The following is an 18,545-nucleotide window of genomic DNA, read 5'->3' on the forward strand; positions in this document are numbered from 1 at the left end:
TCTTCCTTTGCTTCATTACGCTCAGGCCGCTGGGCAGGCATTCGCTTTGTCCGGGAAGACGTCCCCTACGGTCACCCATCCTGGCGGCGCGACCTTCGTGATGAACTCGCAGAGGTTGCTCTTGTCGACGGTCATCACGCCGATTTGCCTGGTCGGGACCGCCTTGAGACCGTTATCGGTCGTGGTGTCCGAAGCGACTGGCTCCTTGGCTGCCAGCTGGTGAGCACCGGCAGCGGCGGCCGCCGCCTCTTCCTGTATGTTTGTGAACACCGTCATCGTCTGGTCGCCGGATGCAACGAGCGCCAGTGACCCTGGCTCCGCATCGAGGCCAGAAACGAATACCTTGCCATTGAGTTTCCGGCCACGCAGCGCCTGCACGACTCCGCTCGCCATGTTGTCACTGGAAACGACGAAGGCAGCTATTTCGTCGTTGTGGCGGCTGAGAATGTTCTCGGCACTAGACAATGCAGTCTCTGTTGACCAACGCGGCGTCCATTGGTCGGAGACGACCTTCACCCCCGGTCCGGCAGCCCCGAGGATCTTGGCCGTCTCGTTGCCGATCTGCTGGGCGACGGTATTTGCCGAGTCGCCGCGCACTATTGCGAAGTTGCCCTCGGGATGTGCGGCGATCGCCGCCTTAGCCTGGAGCTCACCGACTTTGGCATTATCTCGGGTCACCTGGAGATCGACGTCCGCGTTCTGGATTCCGAGGTCGTAGGCGATCACGGGAACACCCTGGCTCTTCGCCCGTTGCACGGCCGTGGCTGCGGCAGACGCGTCAACGGCTGCAATTACCAACACATCAATCCCTTGGCTAAGCATGTTCTCAACCTGCGTGTTCTGCAGGTTGGGATCATTGTTAGCGAATTGCACTAGCGTCTTGTCGCCGGCTTTGGCGGCCGCATCCGTCAGATATTTCGCATCGAACGCCCATCGGCGCTGGACTTGGGACGGGAAGGCAACGCCAATCTTGTATTCCTTCCCTTCACCGCCAGAGGGGGTACCACCGCTGCCTGAGCATCCGGTGGCGACTACTGTGACGGCAAGCGTCGCGGCCACTGACCCGAGAATTCGGGCCCACATCCTTCTGGGGGTTCGTACCTTGGCGCAGTTCCTCATCAAGTCTTCCTTTCGATGGAACGGGGAAGGTGCACTTCTGCCCTTCGTCGAGCTAGAGATCGTGTGAGCCGTTCTCCCGGAAGGCGGCACTAGGTACGACGTCATCCAAGTGGGAGCGTAGAGCAGTTTTACGGGGGGACGAGCGTTCGGTCATATCGAACATCTAATGGAGGTGGCAACTCGCTGGTATGTCGATAAAGCTAGAACAGCACTGTGAGGGATGTCAATGATTTTTTCGATAGTGTCCGGTAGAACCGGGCATTGATGGCAATTGCATGTCAAATTGCTCGGTCACAACGAAATATTTGGCTGCGGCTATGATACGACTCCTTGTGTTGTAAGGTCGAACAACACGCGATGATTGGCGCTTTCCCGCCAGTTTGAATCGAACGCACGCTGAATGCTGCTGGCCTTATGCTTCGGGGCGGGCGTGAAACATTGCCGCCGGTACCGCGTCTATTCAGGCGCTGCTCACACAGGGTAGGGATCGGCGGAGCCGACCCTGCAGATATCCGTTCAAGCAGTACGACGACCTGACGCAAAGGATCCGCAATGGACGTCAGCTTTTTTCTCCATCCTCGCCGCCGCCGGTGGCGGCTTTTGGAGCCGCGCTAGGACGGCTTCAGGCATTCATTTTTACCGGGTTACTGGCGATCATCGGAGTGCTCGCGCTGGTGGCCGACCCGAATTCGACTGTTCTCAGTGAGATAACCTTCGGCCCCACGTTTCTTTCGCCGGCGCTGTGGCCGCCGCCGCTTGGGTCGCACGCAAGAGCGAAGTGTCCGGAAAGGATATCGTCACTCCGCTATCGAAGTTCGCCCGCCCTGATGTTCTCCTGGTAGGAGCAGCACTCGGCATGTTTGGCTATTTCATCCAGAAACTGCTCGCCCTGATCCCCTCGTTCGGCAGCAACACCGACTCAGGCGCGCTGACGGTTGTTATTTCGGCGATTGCGGTGCGGGGTCCTCTTTGGCGAGAGCGGCCTCTTTATGCCCAACGGCACAGGCGCCTCCGGATGGGCGCTTACTCCCCCACCGACAAGGATCGGTGGATTGCGGGGCAGGAGCGGTTCGTGCCCAATACGGTGCTCGGCATCTTCGTGGGCCTCCTGTCAGCTTTCGTTGGCTTGGAACGCGTGCGACCGATGCCGCAGCTTGGGGGTAACGCACCAGTTTTCATGTTCGGCAGGGATCAGTGCGGCCGGGTTCTCTATCACCACCGAACTGGCGCCCGAACAGCAGGCCGGATGGCGCCGGCTGGGCGAGCACCTGCTGCGCCTGCTGGACGCCCAGGGAACCGGGCTGGCCATCACGCTGGACGAGATCCACGGGGCCGACCGGGACGAACTGGCCCAGCTCGCCGCCGCCGTGCAGCACTTCATCCGCGACGGCCTGCCGATCGCCCTGGTGTTCGCAGACCGCCCCGTCATAGAACGGGCCTCCCGGGTGCTCACCGCGGCCGGAATCAGTATCTAGGCCGACCAGCGGAGAGCACTACCAGCCACAAGCCATGACCACGTCCAGCTAGGGCACACCCCAACCTGACGTCAGATAGCCGCTCACTCATCGTCAGAATAGGGTCCCTAAGGCGGTTCCCTTACACCCCCGGTGAACGGTCTCAGAGTCAAACCTGACAGAGGCCCTTCAAAGAGCCGCACGTCAATCTTTACCTTCAGTCGGGAAATCCGAACGCCGCGCGGCGCGCAAGCTCGCCCTGCGGTGGTGACCGGGTGCCTGTTCGGAACCGATCTGGAGGCTGCCGCCCTCCTTCCAATTCGTTCCCGGAACTGGCTCGGCAGTGCACGTCCGATCTGAGCTCGACTCCGCATACCTTCCGGAGCCGGCCAATCTCAGGACAAACGCCAAGGCGTCGTCCCGGTGCGGACACCACAGCTCGGGCCGCCTTGTCGCTCCGCCTCCTTACCCGCTGTCGGTACCGCGGAGTAGGGTTTCCGTCATGGACATCATCCTCGTACCCGGTTTCTGGTTGGACGCTTCATCGTGGGAGGAGGTGACCCCTGCACTGGAAGCGGCGGGGCACACGACCCACCCCCTGACCTTGCCCGGCCTTGAATCCGTCGACGCACGGCGTGCCGGCATCACGCTGAAGGACCACATCGCCGCCGTCGTGGACGTCGTGGATGGCCTCGAGGGAAAAGTGGTTCTGGTGGGGCACTCCGGCGGGGGCGCGGTGATCCACGGCGTGGCTGACGCCCGGCCCGACCGTATTGCGCGGAACATCTACGTGGACAGCGGACCGCTCGGCGAGGGCGATGTCATCAACAATGAGCTGCCCGCCAAAGGCGACGATGTGCCCTTGCCGCCGTGGGACGGCTTCGAGGACGCCGACCTGGTGGACCTCACCGATGAGCTGCGCAAAAAGTTCAGGGCACGCGCCATCCCCGAGCCCAAGGGCGTAGCCTACGGCAAACAGCGCCTGCACGACGTCCGCCGGTACGAGGTCCCGGCGACTGTGATCGCGTGCGAATTCCCGTCGTCGCTCCTCACCGAATGGATCGACGCCGGACACCCCTTCACCGCCGAACTTGCCCGCATCAATGACGTTGATTTGGTGGACCTCCCCACCGGCCACTGGCCCCAGTTCACCAAACCAGCCGAGCTTAGCCAGGCAATCCTGAGGGCGGTGGAGCAGACCTCTTAAGGCTGGCCGCGCCCCACACGGCGAGCAACAGGGCGATGAGCAACAGCCCGGCGTCGCCAAGGTCGATGGCACCAAGCCACGCGGTGAGCGGATCCTGCAGCCCGAACGCGGTGTTGACGAATCCACCCAGCGTGATCGCGGCGATGAACAGAGCCGAGAGCGCGGAAATCCCGGTCACCGCCGCGTTGAGGCCGAGCCTGCGCCGGGGATCGTCCAAGGCGGAGCGGTACATTCGCATCATGGCCACCCCGTTGAGCGAATCGCACAAGGTCATCGCGGCGGTGAACGCGAGGGGCAGCGCGATCAGGGCGAGTGGTGAAACGCCAGCCAGCGACGCCGCCGTCGTCATCACGAGCAAGCCGATGGTGGTGGCAGTGTCAAAGCCCAGCCCGAACAGGAATCCGATCACGTAGATGTTCCGCGGCCGCCGCACCTTGGACAGCGGCTTGGTGAGGAGCCGCGCCACGAATCCTTGTGACTCAAGATCGGCGGCGTCTACGTTGCCGCCGGCACGTGCACGACGGTACGCGCGCGTTGCGCGGACAAAAGCCGAGCCATTGAACAACCCCATCGCCAAAAGGAACAGCCCGGAAACCCCGCTGCCGACCAGGCCGAGTACCAGGTTCCCGGCCGAACCATCCTCCATAAACTGCCCCACCAGGCTGGCGCCGGCCACCACCAGGATGCCGGCCAGGATCACCACCGAACTGTGCCCCAGGCTGAACGCGAAACCCACGCTGACAGGATCCTGCCGCTGGGCCACGAACTTCCGGGTGGAGTTATCGATCGCGGCCAGGTGGTCCCAGTCGTAGCTGTGCTTCACTCCGGCCAAATAGGCAGTCAGAATCAGACCAAGTGCCAGCGGCTGGCCGCCCCCTGCGGTTCCGCCGAACAGAAGTACGACGGCGGCGAAGTGCAGTGCGGCCACCGCGCCGAAAGTGAAGAGCAGCCGGGTCCGGACCGGCAGTGAGTCCCGCTCGCGGTACATCACGGCGAACCGGGTCAGCGCAGTCATTCAGTACTTCCTCAGGTTTAGGGGCGCCTGCCCGTGCCAGCGGTCCCGCAGCAGCGCGGTGCACGCGCCCAGCAGGCTGTTCAGTTCCCCCGTGCTGCTGGACAGTGCCCGCAGCACTAGCCCGGTGGTTCCGGCCACGGTGCGCGTGAGGGAGATTCCCGTGTGGGCGTCGTGGCCAGCGGTCAGGGCGTGGAGCTCGTCGGCGAGCGCCTGGTTTACGCGCGTGTCCACCACCACCAGCGAGCCCAGGTGGCTGAAACCCTCCATAAAGCCCAGCCCGGTGACATCGTTCAGCGGCGGCCGGATCAGCAGATTATCCAGGGCAAGCAGCTCCGTCCCGCCGTCGGTTTCAACGTGAATCTCGTTACGCAGCCGCAGCTCCTCGTACTTGAACGACGCCCCGTCCGGCGACCACCCGGGGGTGATCACCTCAGCCATCACCAGGCTCGACGCCGGCCGCACCGTAATGTGCGTGTTCTGCCGGTAGCTGGCTTCTCGGTAAGCAATGAGCTGATCAGGCATCAGCTCCAGCCGGGCCCCCTCCCCCAGCCGCAGGCTCATCCGCTGCTCAGCAAAAGACCCGGGCGTCCGATAAACCTTCGTCGCCGACTGCGTAGTCAACAACAAAGAAGCCCCCTCCTCAACCTCCACATCAAGCAAAAAGAGATCGGCGCCCAAATAGGCCCCGCCAGGATTCACGAGAACATAACAAACCTGCCCGGACTCATCCAGGTAGTGTGGCCGAAGAACCCGGAGCGCGCCCTCATGAAACTGGGTGGAAGCGACGGACTTACCATCCCGGACTTTGATGCACAGCTCCAACCGCCCTCTAACTGGGCGACCCTCGGGCGCCGGGGAGATGACAGCGGAACTGGTTTGGCTCATGTCGCGAGGTCGAGCATCAGGACGTCCCGCCGCACCCAGTCGATGACGGCGTCGAGCCCTTCGTCGGTCTTGAGGTTGGTAAAACAGAAGGGCTTGGTGCCGCGGAACTCGCGTGAGTCCCTTTCCATCACGGAGAGGTCGGCGCCGACGTGGGGGGCGAGGTCGGTTTTGTTGATGATGAAGAGGTCGGACTTGATCATGCCCTGGCCCGCTTTGCGGGGGATTTTCTCGCCCTGGGCCACGTCGATGATGTAGATGGAGAAGTCCACGAGTTCGGGGCTGAAGGTGGCGGAGAGGTTGTCGCCGCCGGATTCGACGAAGATCACCTGCAGGTCCGGGTGCCGGGCTTTGAGTTCCTCGATGGCGGCGGTGTTCATGGAGGTGTCTTCGCGGATGGCGGTGTGCGGGCAGCCGCCGGTTTCCACGCCGATGATCCGGTCCTCGGGCAGGATGCCGTTGGCGGCCAGGATCTTGGCATCCTCGATGGTGTAGATGTCATTGGTGATGGCGGCCATGGAGATCTCGCGGCTCATATGGCGGGTGAGCCGCTCCACGAGCTGGGTTTTGCCCGCCCCGACCGGTCCGCCGATGCCGATTTTGATGGGTTCAGTCATGTGTCCTCCTCAGTGAAATGCACAGCTAGCTCATGAACATTCGGGCGCGCTGCCGCTCGTGCCGCATCTGCGAAATTTCCAGCGCGGGGCTGAGCGCCCCGAAATCGTCCGGCGTGAGGTGCGCGATCCGCTCGACGGCGGCAGTGACGTCGTCGGCCGCTTTCCGCAGCAGCCGCTGCCCGGCGTTCTGCCCCAGCGGGATCGCGCGCACCGCGTTCTGCGTCAGCGACGTGACCGTGGCGAAAAGGTAAGCGGCGAGCGCTTCCGCCAGCGGCACACCGAGGGAACGGGCGACGACGGCGAACGCCAGCGGCTGATGCCCTGCAGCCCGTCCCGTGGTCACCAGGTCCCGGTACAGTGCGAGCTCCGCCGACGGAAAAACCTCGGTCCCGATCTCCAGCAGCCGCCCGCCCATCTTCGAGCTCGCCTCCCGAACCTGCCGAGGCAACAGAGAGGCAGACAAAAGAGCATCCAACTCCCCCACAGCAACACCTTCATACAAGAACCGAATAGCCAGTCCGTCGGAGTAAGAAAGCTGCTGCCCCACAAAAGCAGAAAGCCAAACCCCAAAAGAAGCCTCGTCATGAACGAGCTCACGGTCGATGTACGTCTCAAACCCCAAGGAGTGTGCAAACGCCCCCGTAGGAAGCGCCGAGTCAGTCAACTGCTGCAGCGCTAACTGGTAGCTGGGCACAGCGGCGGAGGCGGGTGAAGGGGGCTGCGGTGTGGTGGGCACCGCGAAGCGGGCACAGCCCCCTTCACGCGCTGGAGCCGCAAGCGGCTCACTCGAGTCAGTGCGAGTGCTCGGCATGGCGGAAAGGCACAGGCATGACGCGTTCCTGGCGGGCATAGGCAACACCCACGAGCTGAAGGTAGTCCTCGACGGTGTGGTCATACGCGCACACCATGACCTCGGCCCCGTACTCCGACGAAGAGTCGAAGAACTGGGCCTGCAGGTGCCGGTTACCCAAAGAATGAGCCACGACCCCCATTTCGTAGACGGAGCGGGGCGTGATGATCAGGACGTCGGTGGGCAGCACGGAGACGATGATCATGTTGGTGTCGGCCACGTGGAGGATGTCGCCGTCACGCAGGTCGCCGGAACCTGACGGGAGCCTGATCCCGATCTCCTTCCCGTGGTCGGTGGTGACGCGCTGGATCCGTTTGACCAGCTGGGCGCTGGGCAGGACCACCTTCTCGCGGTGCAGGCCGACGTACGCCGCGAGGTCTGTGGCGGGCAGTTCGTGCAGGTTGCCAAGGACTTTTTCGATGATCACATCAGGCTCCGGTGGTCAGTGGTCGGTGGTCTCTGGGAAGGAGATCAGAAGAGGAAGTAGCGCTGGGCCATGGGCAGGACGTCTGACGGCTCGCAGGTGACGTCCTCGCCGTCGACCGTTACCTGGTAGGTTTCCGGGTCCACCTGGATGTCCGGGGTGGCGCCGTTGTATTTGAGGTCGGCCTTGGTCAGGGACCGGATGCCCGAGACGGCGCGGATGTTCTTCTGCAGGCCCAGCTCCTCGGGCACACCGGCGTCGATCGCTGCCTGCGAGAGGAACGTGATGGACGACTGCTGCACTGCCTTGCCGAACGCGGCGAACATGGGCCGCATGGTGCGTGGCTGCGGAGTGGGGATGGAGGCGTTGGCGTCGCCCATCAGCGCGTAGGCGATCTGACCGCCCTTGAGCACAAGTTCGGGTTTGACGCCGAAGAAGGCAGGATCCCAGAGCACCAGGTCCGCGAACTTGCCCTCCTCAACGGAGCCGATGGAATCAGCCATGCCCTGCGCGATGGCGGGGTTGATGGTGTACTTCGCCACGTAGCGCTTGAGGCGGAAGTTGTCGCTCTCCGCACCCAAACCAGCAGCGGAACCGTGCGTCCCGCCGTCGGGATCCTGCAAAACGCCGCGCTGCTTCTTCATCTTGTCCGCCACCTGCCAGGTGCGGGTGATGACCTCGCCCACGCGGCCCATGGCCTGGGAGTCGGAGGACGTGATGGAGAAGATGCCCATATCCTGCAGGACGTCCTCGGCGGCGATGGTCTCGGCGCGGATGCGGGAATCGGCGAACGCCACGTCCTCGGGGATGTCCGGGTTGAGGTGGTGGCAGACCATCAGCATGTCCAGGTGCTCTTCGATGGTGTTGCGGGTGTACGGCAGCGTGGGATTGGTCGACGCCGGGAGCACGTTGGGCAGCCCGGCGATCCTGATGATGTCCGGAGCGTGTCCGCCGCCGGCGCCTTCGGTGTGGAAGGTGTGGATGACGCGGCCGTCGATGGCGCGGATGGTGTCCTCCACGAACCCGCACTCGTTGAGGGTGTCGGTGTGGATGGCCACCTGGACGTCGTACTCGTCGGCGACCTTCAGCGACGTGTCGATGGACGAGGTGGTGGAGCCCCAGTCCTCGTGCACCTTGAGCCCGATGGCGCCGGCGCGGATCTGCTCCGCGAGGGGCTCGACGGCGGACGCGTGGCCTTTGCCGAACAGCCCGATGTTAATGGGCATCCCCTCGGTGGCCTGCAGCATCCGCTGGATGTGCCACTTGCCGGGCGTGACTGTGGTGGCCTTGGTGCCTTCGGCCGGTCCCGTGCCGCCTCCCACCATGGTGGTCACGCCGCTGGTGAGGGCGGTGGGGACCTGGTCCGGGGAGATGAAGTGGATGTGGGAGTCCACGCCGCCGGCGGTGAGGATCTTCCGTTCCCCGGCGATGATTTCGGTGCTGGCTCCGACGACAATGTCCACACCGTCGGTGATCTGCGGGTTGCCGGCTTTGCCGATCTTGAAAATGTGGCCGTCCCTGAGCGCCACGTCGGCCTTGTAGATGCCGGTGTAGTCCAGGATGACGGCGTTGGTGATGACGGTGTCCGGGACGTCGCTGCGGGAACCAATACCGTCGCCTTCCGGGCCGCCGTCGCGGGTGGCCTGGCCGTTCTGGCCCATGCCGTCGCGGATCACCTTGCCGCCGCCGAACACCACTTCCTCGCCGTAGACGGTGAGGTCCTTCTCGATTTCGAGGAACAGGTCGGTGTCCGCGAGGCGGATTTTGTCCCCGGTGGTCGGGCCGTAGAGGTCGGCGTATTGCCGGCGGGGAAGGTCGAAACTCACTGGACATCCTCTCCTTGGCGAGCGCCGCCGTCGAGCTTTCCGTTGACGGCGTTACTCAGGCCAAAGACTTCGCGGTTGCCGGCGAGTTCAATCAGCCGGACGCTCCGGCTGTCCCCCGGTTCGAACCGCGCTGCGGTTCCGGCCGGGATGTCCAGCCGGCGGCCGTAGGCGGCCTGGCGATCAAACTGAAGGGCGGCGTTCGCCTCGGCGAAGTGGAAGTGCGAGCCCACCTGCACGGGGCGGTCGCCGGTGTTAGTCACGACGATGGCGATCGCCTCCCGTCCGGCGTTCAACGTCACCGGTTCGGGCCTGAGGATGTACTCGCCTGGGATCATGGGCTGCCCTATCGGATGGGATCGTGGACGGTGACGAGCTTGGTGCCGTCCGGGAACGTGGCCTCGATCTGGACATCGTGGATCATCTCCGGGACACCTTCCATGACGTCCTCGCGGGTGAGGACGGTGGTGCCGTAGCTCATGAGGTCCGCCACGGTTCGGCCGTCCCGGGCGCCCTCGATGAGTTCATAGCTGATGATGGCAACGGCCTCGGGGAAGTTCAGTTTCAGGCCGCGCGCCTGCCGGCGCCTTGCCAGATCGGCCGCCACCACAATCATGAGCTTTTCCTGCTCACGGGGCATCAGATGCATCAGGTTCCCTTCGGCGGCGGGGCACAGTCCTACGTTTATAGACCCGGAAGATCCTGCACCGCCAGCATTTCCGGTGCATCGCCCTCCGTGGCGGCTTGTCGGGATCAGCGTAGGCCGGTCAGGTTTCCGTCAGATTTCCGGCGGCCGACAGGCCGGATCGCCTGAACGTAAGGCACCGCGACGAGGAGGACACCCGCCAGCGCCGCAGACAGCGCGGCAATACTGAGCGCGAACTGCGCCTGGCCCGTGTACGCCTGGAAAACACTGACCGCCAGAACCACCGCGTAACCGGCCGCTGCGCTCCACACCGCGCTTCGGCGCCGGGCGTCTGGCCAGGCGGAACGCTGGACGAGCCAGCCCAGCAGTGGCAGGACCTGGATGGCGTGCAGGGCTATGCCGTGCGGCGATTTGAGGATGCCGGCGGCACCGAGGACAACGCCCTCCGGGCCAAACACCGCCGCCTCGTTTCCGGACAGCGCCGCGGATTCACCGACGACGATGATTGCCACGCCGAGGACCTGGCCGGCGACCAGCAGCATCAGGCCGGCGCGGATGGCCAGGGTGAGGGCCGGGGCGCCTGGTTTAGCGGAGGTGAAACTCAGGACGGCCAGGCCGACAATCACCACCACGATGACCGCCACCGTCATGCCCATCGCCGAGAAGACGAGCGAGTCGAAGGGAGTGGCGGCGTTGAAATGCGACGGCACTCCACGCCAGGCCTGCAGGGTCACGAGGAAGGCCTCGAGCACAAAGGCCGCACTGAGGGCGCCAAGCAGGAGCCACGACACCACGGGTCTCAGCCGGAGGCGGGATTCGATCAGGGCCAGCGTGACGGCGGTGAGTGCCAGGGACAGGCCGAATGCTACGGGTTTCCGCCATGAGACGGCGCCTTCCCAGGCAGTGCCCGATTGAAGGAACACCACTGCATGGAACAGGGCGGACGCGGCCATGAGGAGGCCGACGGCGGCGAGCAGTTTGGCGGGCGCCGACAGGTGCTGCCAGCCGCGGAGGAGGTACGAAGCAAGGGGATGCCGGGTCAGGGTAGCTGTTTGCACCAGGTCAGATTAAGACTGCAGCCGTGCCGTCAGGATCGGGGACTCCCCTGAGCCGGGCCCTCGCAGCACCCTCGTTTAACCCCGATGGCCCGGAGCAATGGCTCCGGTGGTTACCCCGCCCGGTCCACCCGCGAGCGCCATAGCAGGTACACGAAGTACGGCGCGCCCACCAGGGCGGTCATGATGCCGGCCGGGATCTGGGCGGGCGCAATAACAGTCCGTCCGATCACGTCCGCGAACACCACCGTGCAGGCTCCGATCAGGGCTGCCACGGGGAGCACGCGCGTATGGCGCGCCCCTACCAGGGTCCGGGCGGCATGCGGCGCAACGAGGCCAACGAACGCGATCACGCCCACTGATGACACTGCGCCGGCGGTCAGCAGCACGGCCACGGAGAGCAGCAGGAGCCGGGAGCAGGACAGCCCGATGCCGAGCACGCGGGGGGAATCGTCGTCGACCGCTATCAGGTCAAGGTCGCGGCGCAGGCCGGCCAGCACTGGCAGCGCAATAACCAGCGCGGCAAGTGGCGGCAGGACGGAGGCGAACGTCCGCCCGTAGGTGGAGCCGGAGAGCCAGGTCAGGGCCTTCGTCTGGTTGTAGGGATCGGTGGTGACCAGGAGGACGGTGATCAGTGCGGCCAGGCCGGCCGAGGCGCCGATGCCGATCAGCACCAGCCGGTTCTGCTGCAGTCCCCCGCGGAACGCCAGCCCGAACACCAGCAGCGCGGCCAGCGCCGCCCCCACCAGCGCCGACCCGGTGACGAACCAGGCGCTGGCCAGCGGGACGGAGGTGATGACGATGATCGCGGCCAGGCCGCCACCGCCGGAAACGCCGATGATGCCGGGTTCGGCGAGTGAGTTCCGGGACACCGCCTGAATCAGGGCGCCGGCGATGGCGAGCGCCGCGCCGGCCAGCACTGCCGCCACAACACGCGGCATCCGGGTGCCCAGCACGGCGCTGACCAGGTTGCCGGACTGCCCTGTAAGCCAGTTGAGGAGGTCGCCGAGCAGAAGCTTCGCGTCGCCGAGGAGTGCACCGGCCACCAGAAGGCCAGCGAGCAAAACCAGAAGCGAAATCAGTACGGTCAGGAAGAACCTGCGGGAACGCAGCCGCGCCAGCGCATCCCCGGCAACGCTCAGGCCGGCGTCGGACATCCGCAGCGCAAGAACCACCAGGAACACCGCACCAAGCACGGTGGTGACCGCTCCGGTGGGCACTTCCACTCCGGCCTGCGCGCCGAACACAACGCGGACCAGCACGTCGGCGCCGATCACCACCACCGCACCGGCCAGGCCGGAAATGGGCAGCAGAGCCCGGTGCCTGCCCAGGCCGCGGACGCGGGACGCCAGCAGCCGCACGATGGCCGGCGCGCACAGGCCCACAAAACCGATCGGGCCCGCAACGGTCACCGCTGCTGCGGACAGCAGGACGGCAAGGACGACGGCGGCAATCCGGGCCAGGCGCGGATCGGCGCCGGCGAGCCGGGAGGCGTCGTCCCCCAGGCCGAGCAGATCCAGCCGGCGGCCGAGGACCAGCAATCCGGCGACAGCCACCAAGACCACCGGCGTGAACTGCAGCAGTTCGTCCGGGCGGGACTGGGCGAGGCTGCCCTGGCCCCAGGCGTAAAGACCTGTGGTTTCCTGGCTGAACAGCAGCAGCAGCGCGCTCGTGGCCGAATGCAGGCCCAGAGCGAGGGCGGTGCCGGCCAGCACCAGCCGGATGGGCCCGCCGTTGCCGTTGCCACCAGCGCCGGAAAGGGCAATCACCAGCAGCGCCGCGGCGAGGCCGCCTACAAAGGCGAGCCCTCCGGACAGCAGCGCGGGAAGGGTCACCCCGAAGGCAGCGACGGCCACGATCGCGAGATGGGCACCGGCGTTGACTGCCAGAGTGTCCGGCGATGCCAGGACGTTGCGGGTGGCCGACTGCAGGGCCGCGCCGGCCACCCCCAGGGCCACACCCACCAGCAGCCCCGCCATCAGCCGCGGCACGCGCGAGGCCACCAGGACGGCGGCCTCTTGGTCAGAGCCGCTGCCGGTGAGGAGCCCCAGCAACTCGGCAGGGCCGACGTCGGCCGTTCCCTGCGTGAGGTGGATCAGTGCGAAGAGGACCAGGACTATCAGTCCGCCGCCGGCAGCCAGCGCTGCGGGCGGACGACCCCGCGCACCCTTGGGTGCCGGAGCGGGCGCCCCGGCCACGGCAGTCGGCTCGACAAGGGCCGCCGGTCCAACGGCGGCCGGGGCGGTCCTCTTCACAGTTTCGGTCATGACGCGGACGAGCTACTTGGTGAGGGCGGCGGTGACGGCATCGACGTACTGGGTCATCGAGGCCGGGCCGCCGAACATCCAGATGCCGTCGGAGAGGCGGTGCACGTCGCCGGATGCCACGAACGGCAGCGACTTCCACACTGGGTTGCCGGCCAGTTCCTCAGTGAAGTCACCATCGGCGCTGTTGGTGATGTAGACAAAGCTGTCGGCGTCGATGGCGGTCAGGCCCTCGACGTCGGTGGAGGCCAGCCCGTAGGCGGGGTCCCCTTCCATGGTCCACGGTGTGACCAGGCCCAGCTCGGTGTTGATGTCGGTCAGCAGCGAGCCCTTGACGAAGGGGCGGACCGAGACCTTTCCGTCGGCCACCCAGCCGTCGGCGAAGGCCACGCGGGAGCCGGCCAGCCCGGCCTTGTCCAGTGCTTCCTTGCCCTTGGCAACGGCGGCGTCGAACGCTGCGATAGCTTCATCTGCCTTGGCCTCCGTGCCGGTTGCCTTGGCCACGAGGTTCAGGTTGTCCTTGGCCTGGTCGATCTGGCGGCTGGCATCGGCGGATTTCAGTACGACGACGGGGGCCAGGTCTTCAAGCTGCTTGATGACCGCTTCGGGCAGGTCAGCCGTTGCCACGATCAGGTCCGCGTCCAGGGAGGCGATGGTGTCGAGGCTGGGCTCGCCACGGGTGCCGATGTCGGTGGCAGCGCCGTCCAGCTTGCCGGCGGTGACCCAGGCGCTGTAGCCCTTGATGTCAGCGACGCCAACGGGCTGGACACCGAGGGTGGTCAGGTTCTCGACGACGTTCCATTCGGTGCCGACAACGCGTTTGGCCGGGCCATCAAGCTTCACGTCAACGCCGCGGGAGTCCGTCACGGTGACGGCTTCGCCGGTGCCGGCACTGTTCGACGCGGAACTGGCGGGGCCTTCGGTGGTGCCGCAGCCTGTCAGCAGCAGTGCCAGGGCGGCGGTGGCGGCCAGGGCGGCCTTGGGGATCTTCATGGACGAGGGGTCCTTTCGGTGTGGTGGGTCTGACTGTCGCTGTGCCGTCCGACGGCGCGGGTGCGCAGCCGGCCGGTGAGCGGGTCGGTATGGGTGACGATGGGAATGGAATAGACGTTCGTGAGCAGCCCGGCGTCGAGCGCCTCGTGCGCAGGGCCGGACGCAGCGATGCTGCCCTCTGAAAGGACCACCACGTGGTCGGCCAGCGCAGCAGCCTCGTCGAGGTCGTGCAGAACCACGCCGATCGCGACGCCGTGTATGCGCGCGAGGTCATACATCAGGTCGAAGATCTCCACCTTGTAGCGGAGATCCAGGTGGTTGGTTGGTTCGTCGAGCAGCAGTACGGACGTGTCCTGTGCCAGGCAGCTAGCCAGCCAGACGCGCTGCAGCTGGCCGCCGGACAGTTCGTGCACGCCGCGGTGGGCCAGCTCAGTGATTCCGGTGAGGCCCATGGCGCGGTCGACTGCGGCTGGCCCCTCGGGATCGGCGGCCCGCCAGCGGCCGCGGTACGGGTGGCGGCCGAACTCGACGACGTCCCGGACGCTGAGCCCGTGCGGCACTGGGCGGCTCTGCGACAGCAGTGTCACGTGCCGGGCGAAGTCGCTGCGCTTTATCATGAGCGCATCGGCGGCTTCGCCGCCGGCGGGCCGGACGGTGACGGTTCCGGAGGACGCCTCATGCAGCCTGGCGAGGGCGCGCAGCAGGGTGGATTTGCCGCTGCCGTTGGGCCCGACGAGGGCAACGATCCGGCCGGGCTCAAGCTGCAGCCCTGCACCGTGAACCACGTCCTTGTCCCCGTAGCGGAGCACCAGGTCACTGGCCTCGAGCCCGAAGAGTTCGCTTTGCTGAATCACGAAATGAAGATTAGCTTAGGCTTACCTAATACTTCTAATTCATGGCGTCACGTTAGGACGCCTCCGCGAGAGGGTGGTCGGACATGGACGCCAGTGAGATCCGTCAGCTGTTCCCGGGGCTCAAAAATACCGTCTATCTCAACACGGCCAGCATGAATGTCGGCTGCGCCCCTGCGCGGGCAGCCTACGAGGAGGCTCTCGAGCGCTGGTCCACGGGCCGGTTCGACTGGGCCGAGGCGGAGCGGGCGGGTGAGCATGCCCGCGCCCTGTTCGCCGAAATCGTCGGCGCCACGGCAGCGGAGATCGCCATCGTCCCGGCGGTGAGTGCAGCTGCCGGGCTGGTGGCTGCCAACCTGCCGCCGGCGTCATCCGGTGAAAACGTCATCGTGGCAGAAAATGAGTTCGCCTCGAACTACTACCCCTGGCGCATGCTGCAGGAGCGGGGCTACGAGGTGCGCGCCCTTGCGTCGCGAGGCACCGGTGTTTCCGTCGAGGATTTTGGCAAAGCGGCCGACGGCGGAACTCGCCTGATCGCTGTCAGCGCCGTCCAGTCGGCCAACGGCTACCGGTCCGACCTGGCCGCCATCGGCCGGGTGGCCGCGAGCTCGGGAGCCTGGTTCTTTGTGGATGCCTGCCAGGCGGCGGGAGCCGTGCCCCTGGACGTCGTCCGCGACGGCGTGGATTTCCTTGCGACGTCCAGCCATAAGTTCCTGCTCGGATCCCGGGGCATGGGTTATCTCTATGTCCGCCGGGAGTTGCTGGACGGCCTCCGTCCCGTGGGCCCCGGATGGAAGGCGGCCCGATCGCCGGCCGCGAGCTTCTATGGGCCGGCAATGGACCTCTCGCCCACCGCGTCGAAGCTCGATACCTCGCTGGCGTGGTTTCCGGCCATGGCCGATCAGGCCGCATTGGGCGTCTTCCGCCGCTTCGGAACCAGCGTTCTCCTGGAGCGCAACGCCCGGCTGGCCAAGCATTTGCAGGATGCGCTGGCCACGAGCGTTCCAAATTTCCGCCCGCTCGGTGACGCAGAGAGTTCAACCATCGTTTCCGTCCCGGTCAGCGATTCCGACGCAGTACTGGAGCGTTTCCGCCAGGACAACGTTGTGGCCTCCGTCCGCGCTGGAAGGATCCGGCTGTCCGTACATTTTTACAATCTGGAGGAGGAGCTCGAGCGGGTGGCCGAGCTGATCGGACGGCCGTGAACTATCCCGAGTGGCCCTCGCGGCCCGTTGCCCGGTAGCGCGCTCCAGTACGTCCGGCCCCCGGCCTGGTACCGGCAGCCGGTGTGGCATTCTCCGGTCTTGGGCAGACGGCGGCGCTCCGCGGAGCGGCCGGGAGCAGGCTCCGCGAAGCCTTCGCAAGCCCTGCCGAGCTGCTTAGCTGACCCGGTGTCATCGTTGGGGTGAATAACTAACTGAGGGAAGAAGCAATGGCACGCATTTTTATCACAGGTTCCGCCGGCGGCCTCGGACGGGCCACGGCAGAACAGCTCCTCGACGACGGCCACCAAATCATTGTGCACGCGCGCAGCGTTGACCGGCTGAGTGCGGTCCCGGATCTTCTGGACCGCGGCGCCGCAGGAGTTGTGGGCGACCTGTCAGACATGGAGCAAACGCGCGACGTCGGCAAACAGGTTAACAAGATCGGTCGTATTGATACCGTGATTCACAACGCCGGGGTTCTGGGCAGCCGGCACATCTTTCCGGTCAATGTGGTGGCTCCCTATCTCCTCACGGCTCTCATCCAGCGGCCGGAACGGTTGGTCTACCTCAGCAGCGGCATGCACCGCGGCGGCCACCCCGGACCTGGGACGAAGGTGATCTATTCGGACAGCAAGCTCTACATCACGGCCCTGTCAGCCGCCGTCGCACGGTTGTGGCCGGACGTCCTCAGCAACGCCGTCGATCCCGGGTGGGTGCCCACGAAGATGGGCGGGCCGGGCGCTCCGGATGACCTGCGGCTCGGCCACCTGACCCGGGAATGGCTGGCCGCCAGCGATGACCCGGAAGCACTCACGAGTGGCGGCTACTGGTTCCATCAGCGCCGGCACCAGGCGCACCCCGCAGTACAGGACGAGCAGTTCCAGAACCATCTACTGGCCCACCTCAAGGGCATCACCGGCGAGCGCCTTACCTGACTCTCAGGCAATACTTTTGAGGTTGCACAAATAACTAGTTTAGAAAATCTTATTTACAACTTTGTCATAACGCTATAGGTTCATCCCCAGCGAACCACACCCAGGTCCGCTGCACCCGAACCAACAGAGGACAGCTATGACATCAACCAGGACTCTGGCCACAAGCCTCATGAGCCTCACAACAGCAGCACTGTTCGCCCTTTGCTCGGCAGGGCAAGCCACGGCGGCGCCCGCACCGTCGGACAACAAAGACGTTGCCGGCGTCAGCAGCTCAACCGTCACCGATTCAACCGGCGCCGAGTACTGGACGCCTGAACGCATGCGCGCAGCCATCCCGGGCGACGTTCTGGCGAAGAAGGCCATGGACCGGGAGAAGGCCAACAAGCCCGACCTGCCGGCTCAGGCCAAGGGCGCCGAGACCAGGATCCAGGGCTCCGCACCGCAGGTCCAGCAGAAGGCCAACGCCAGCGAGACACCTGTTTCCCACATAGGCAAGGTCTTCTTCACCCTGGGCGGAGCGAACTACGTCTGCTCGGCAAACTCGGTTGCCTCCACGAACCGGAACACCGTCTCCACCGCCGGCCACTGCCTCAATGAAGGCCCGGGAGCCTTCGCCACCAAATTCACGTTTGTCCCTGCCTACCTCAACGGCGCAGCACCCTACGGAAAGTGGACTGCAAAGGCGCTCTACGCTCCCACCCAGTGGAGCTCGTCAGGCAGCATGCAGTATGACACCGGCTTCGCCGTGATGAGCCAGCTCAACGGCCGGAACCTCGCCGACGTCGTGGGGGCCTCAGGAGTCCAGTTCAATGCAGCCCGGGGCCTGGCCTACAAAGCCTTCGGCTACCCTGCAGCCTCGCCGTTCAACGGAGAATCCCTGAAGAGCTGCACCGGCACCGCCACGAACGATCCCTACAACCCCCAGTTCAACTCCCAGGGCATCCCGTGCAACATGACCGGCGGATCATCAGGCGGCCCCTGGTTCATCGGCTCCAGCTCCGGCGGGTACCAGAACTCGGTCAACAGCTACGGTTACGGCAGCAAGTCCACCACGATGTACGGCCCGTACTGGGGTTCAGTAATCCAGACCACGTACACCACTGCGTCTTCAGCCCCCTGAGCGCACATAGCGGGTGAATGAACGACGGCGGCCGTCCCCTCTGGAGCGGCCGCCGTCTGTTGCGTCGGGGTAAGTTGTGCTCAGG

Annotated in this window: 18 protein-coding genes and 1 pseudogene; 6 read left to right on the forward strand and 13 right to left on the reverse strand. The window is 65.4% G+C overall.

Going from position 1 to position 18,545, the window contains the following annotated elements; all coding sequences use genetic code 11:
- Positions 1-21: 21 nt before the first annotated feature.
- Positions 22-1,059, reverse strand: coding sequence for a substrate-binding domain-containing protein (locus GUV69_RS14155; protein WP_164203445.1), 1,038 nt, complete (start codon positions 1,057-1,059; stop codon positions 22-24).
- Between the two features lie 787 nt (positions 1,060-1,846).
- On the opposite strand from GUV69_RS14155, the pseudogene GUV69_RS23695 reads away from it, so the two are divergent.
- The 3 genes and pseudogenes from GUV69_RS23695 to GUV69_RS14165 all read left to right on the forward strand — a co-directional run.
- Positions 1,847-2,068, forward strand: a pseudogene (locus tag GUV69_RS23695) (DUF7973 family transport facilitator); the annotation flags it as partial.
- 205 nt (positions 2,069-2,273) lie between these two features.
- Positions 2,274-2,594 (forward strand): hypothetical protein, encoded by a 321-nt coding sequence (locus GUV69_RS14160; RefSeq protein WP_244292728.1) that lies wholly within the window; start codon positions 2,274-2,276, stop codon positions 2,592-2,594.
- A gap of 481 nt (positions 2,595-3,075) precedes the next feature.
- Complete coding sequence (locus GUV69_RS14165; protein ID WP_164203448.1) at positions 3,076-3,780, forward strand: alpha/beta fold hydrolase; 705 nt, start codon at positions 3,076-3,078, stop codon at positions 3,778-3,780.
- On the opposite strand, the gene GUV69_RS14170 is transcribed toward GUV69_RS14165, so the two are convergent.
- From GUV69_RS14170 to GUV69_RS14225, 12 genes are all read right to left on the reverse strand, one after another.
- Positions 3,740-4,795, reverse strand: a complete 1,056-nt coding sequence (locus GUV69_RS14170) for a HoxN/HupN/NixA family nickel/cobalt transporter (protein ID WP_164203451.1) — start codon at positions 4,793-4,795, stop codon at positions 3,740-3,742. The genes GUV69_RS14165 and GUV69_RS14170 overlap by 41 nt on opposite strands.
- Positions 4,796-5,680, reverse strand: a complete 885-nt coding sequence (locus GUV69_RS14175) for an urease accessory protein UreD (RefSeq protein ID WP_164203454.1) — start codon at positions 5,678-5,680, stop codon at positions 4,796-4,798.
- On the reverse strand, positions 5,677-6,294 hold the full coding sequence (gene ureG / locus GUV69_RS14180; RefSeq protein WP_164203457.1) for an urease accessory protein UreG: 618 nt from the start codon (positions 6,292-6,294) through the stop codon (positions 5,677-5,679). Before ureG ends, GUV69_RS14175 begins: the two co-directional genes overlap by 4 nt.
- A gap of 25 nt (positions 6,295-6,319) precedes the next feature.
- The gene (locus GUV69_RS14185; protein WP_164203460.1) at positions 6,320-6,988 is read right to left on the reverse strand and encodes an urease accessory protein UreF; all 669 of its coding nucleotides are present in this window, start codon (positions 6,986-6,988) and stop codon (positions 6,320-6,322) included.
- A 97-nt stretch (positions 6,989-7,085) separates the two neighbouring features.
- Positions 7,086-7,571, reverse strand: coding sequence for an urease accessory protein UreE (gene ureE, locus GUV69_RS14190; protein WP_164203463.1), 486 nt, complete (start codon positions 7,569-7,571; stop codon positions 7,086-7,088).
- A gap of 44 nt (positions 7,572-7,615) precedes the next feature.
- Entirely contained in the window at positions 7,616-9,394 is a 1,779-nt protein-coding gene (ureC, locus tag GUV69_RS14195; RefSeq protein ID WP_164203466.1) for an urease subunit alpha, read from the reverse strand.
- Positions 9,391-9,729: an urease subunit beta gene (locus tag GUV69_RS14200; RefSeq protein WP_164203470.1), complete on the reverse strand. Its 339-nt coding sequence runs from the start codon at positions 9,727-9,729 to the stop codon at positions 9,391-9,393. The genes ureC and GUV69_RS14200 overlap by 4 nt, the downstream gene beginning before the upstream one ends.
- 8 nt (positions 9,730-9,737) lie before the next feature.
- Complete coding sequence (locus GUV69_RS14205) at positions 9,738-10,040, reverse strand: urease subunit gamma (RefSeq protein ID WP_131134833.1); 303 nt, start codon at positions 10,038-10,040, stop codon at positions 9,738-9,740.
- A 104-nt stretch (positions 10,041-10,144) separates the two neighbouring features.
- Complete coding sequence (locus GUV69_RS14210) at positions 10,145-11,095, reverse strand: hypothetical protein (RefSeq protein ID WP_164203473.1); 951 nt, start codon at positions 11,093-11,095, stop codon at positions 10,145-10,147.
- 110 nt (positions 11,096-11,205) lie between these two features.
- The gene (locus GUV69_RS14215) at positions 11,206-13,359 is read right to left on the reverse strand and encodes an iron ABC transporter permease (protein ID WP_164203476.1); all 2,154 of its coding nucleotides are present in this window, start codon (positions 13,357-13,359) and stop codon (positions 11,206-11,208) included.
- Between the two features lie 12 nt (positions 13,360-13,371).
- Positions 13,372-14,349, reverse strand: coding sequence for an ABC transporter substrate-binding protein (locus GUV69_RS14220; RefSeq protein WP_164203479.1), 978 nt, complete (start codon positions 14,347-14,349; stop codon positions 13,372-13,374).
- Positions 14,346-15,203: an ABC transporter ATP-binding protein gene (locus tag GUV69_RS14225; protein ID WP_164203481.1), complete on the reverse strand. Its 858-nt coding sequence runs from the start codon at positions 15,201-15,203 to the stop codon at positions 14,346-14,348. Before GUV69_RS14225 ends, GUV69_RS14220 begins: the two co-directional genes overlap by 4 nt.
- Before the next feature lie 83 nt (positions 15,204-15,286).
- On the opposite strand from GUV69_RS14225, the gene GUV69_RS14230 reads away from it, so the two are divergent.
- From GUV69_RS14230 to GUV69_RS14240, 3 genes are all read left to right on the forward strand, one after another.
- Entirely contained in the window at positions 15,287-16,405 is a 1,119-nt protein-coding gene (locus GUV69_RS14230; protein WP_164203485.1) for an aminotransferase class V-fold PLP-dependent enzyme, read from the forward strand.
- A 227-nt stretch (positions 16,406-16,632) separates the two neighbouring features.
- Positions 16,633-17,340 (forward strand): SDR family NAD(P)-dependent oxidoreductase, encoded by a 708-nt coding sequence (locus tag GUV69_RS14235; protein WP_164203488.1) that lies wholly within the window; start codon positions 16,633-16,635, stop codon positions 17,338-17,340.
- Positions 17,341-17,476: 136 nt separating this feature from the next.
- The gene (locus tag GUV69_RS14240; RefSeq protein WP_164203491.1) at positions 17,477-18,460 is read left to right on the forward strand and encodes a trypsin-like serine peptidase; all 984 of its coding nucleotides are present in this window, start codon (positions 17,477-17,479) and stop codon (positions 18,458-18,460) included.
- Positions 18,461-18,545: the final 85 nt, after the last annotated feature.

This window comes from [Micrococcus luteus] ATCC 49442 (assembly GCF_010367585.1).
GTDB lineage: Bacteria > Actinomycetota > Actinomycetes > Actinomycetales > Micrococcaceae > Arthrobacter > Arthrobacter luteus_A.

What these genes read in the sequence shown, in the direction of transcription:
- GUV69_RS14165 (WP_164203448.1), top strand. Translation starts at nt 3,076, where the DNA reads ATGGACATCATCCTCGTACCCGGTTTCTGGTTGGACGCTTCATCGTGG.
- GUV69_RS14170 (WP_164203451.1), bottom strand. Translation starts at nt 4,795, where the DNA reads ATGACTGCGCTGACCCGGTTCGCCGTGATGTACCGCGAGCGGGACTCA.
- GUV69_RS14175 (WP_164203454.1), bottom strand. Translation starts at nt 5,680, where the DNA reads ATGAGCCAAACCAGTTCCGCTGTCATCTCCCCGGCGCCCGAGGGTCGC.
- ureG (WP_164203457.1), bottom strand. Translation starts at nt 6,294, where the DNA reads ATGACTGAACCCATCAAAATCGGCATCGGCGGACCGGTCGGGGCGGGC.
- GUV69_RS14200 (WP_164203470.1), bottom strand. Translation starts at nt 9,729, where the DNA reads ATGATCCCAGGCGAGTACATCCTCAGGCCCGAACCGGTGACGTTGAAC.
- GUV69_RS14205 (WP_131134833.1), bottom strand. Translation starts at nt 10,040, where the DNA reads ATGCATCTGATGCCCCGTGAGCAGGAAAAGCTCATGATTGTGGTGGCG.
- GUV69_RS14215 (WP_164203476.1), bottom strand. Translation starts at nt 13,359, where the DNA reads ATGACCGAAACTGTGAAGAGGACCGCCCCGGCCGCCGTTGGACCGGCG.
- GUV69_RS14220 (WP_164203479.1), bottom strand. Translation starts at nt 14,349, where the DNA reads ATGAAGATCCCCAAGGCCGCCCTGGCCGCCACCGCCGCCCTGGCACTG.
- GUV69_RS14230 (WP_164203485.1), top strand. Translation starts at nt 15,287, where the DNA reads ATGGACGCCAGTGAGATCCGTCAGCTGTTCCCGGGGCTCAAAAATACC.
- GUV69_RS14235 (WP_164203488.1), top strand. Translation starts at nt 16,633, where the DNA reads ATGGCACGCATTTTTATCACAGGTTCCGCCGGCGGCCTCGGACGGGCC.
- GUV69_RS14240 (WP_164203491.1), top strand. Translation starts at nt 17,477, where the DNA reads ATGACATCAACCAGGACTCTGGCCACAAGCCTCATGAGCCTCACAACA.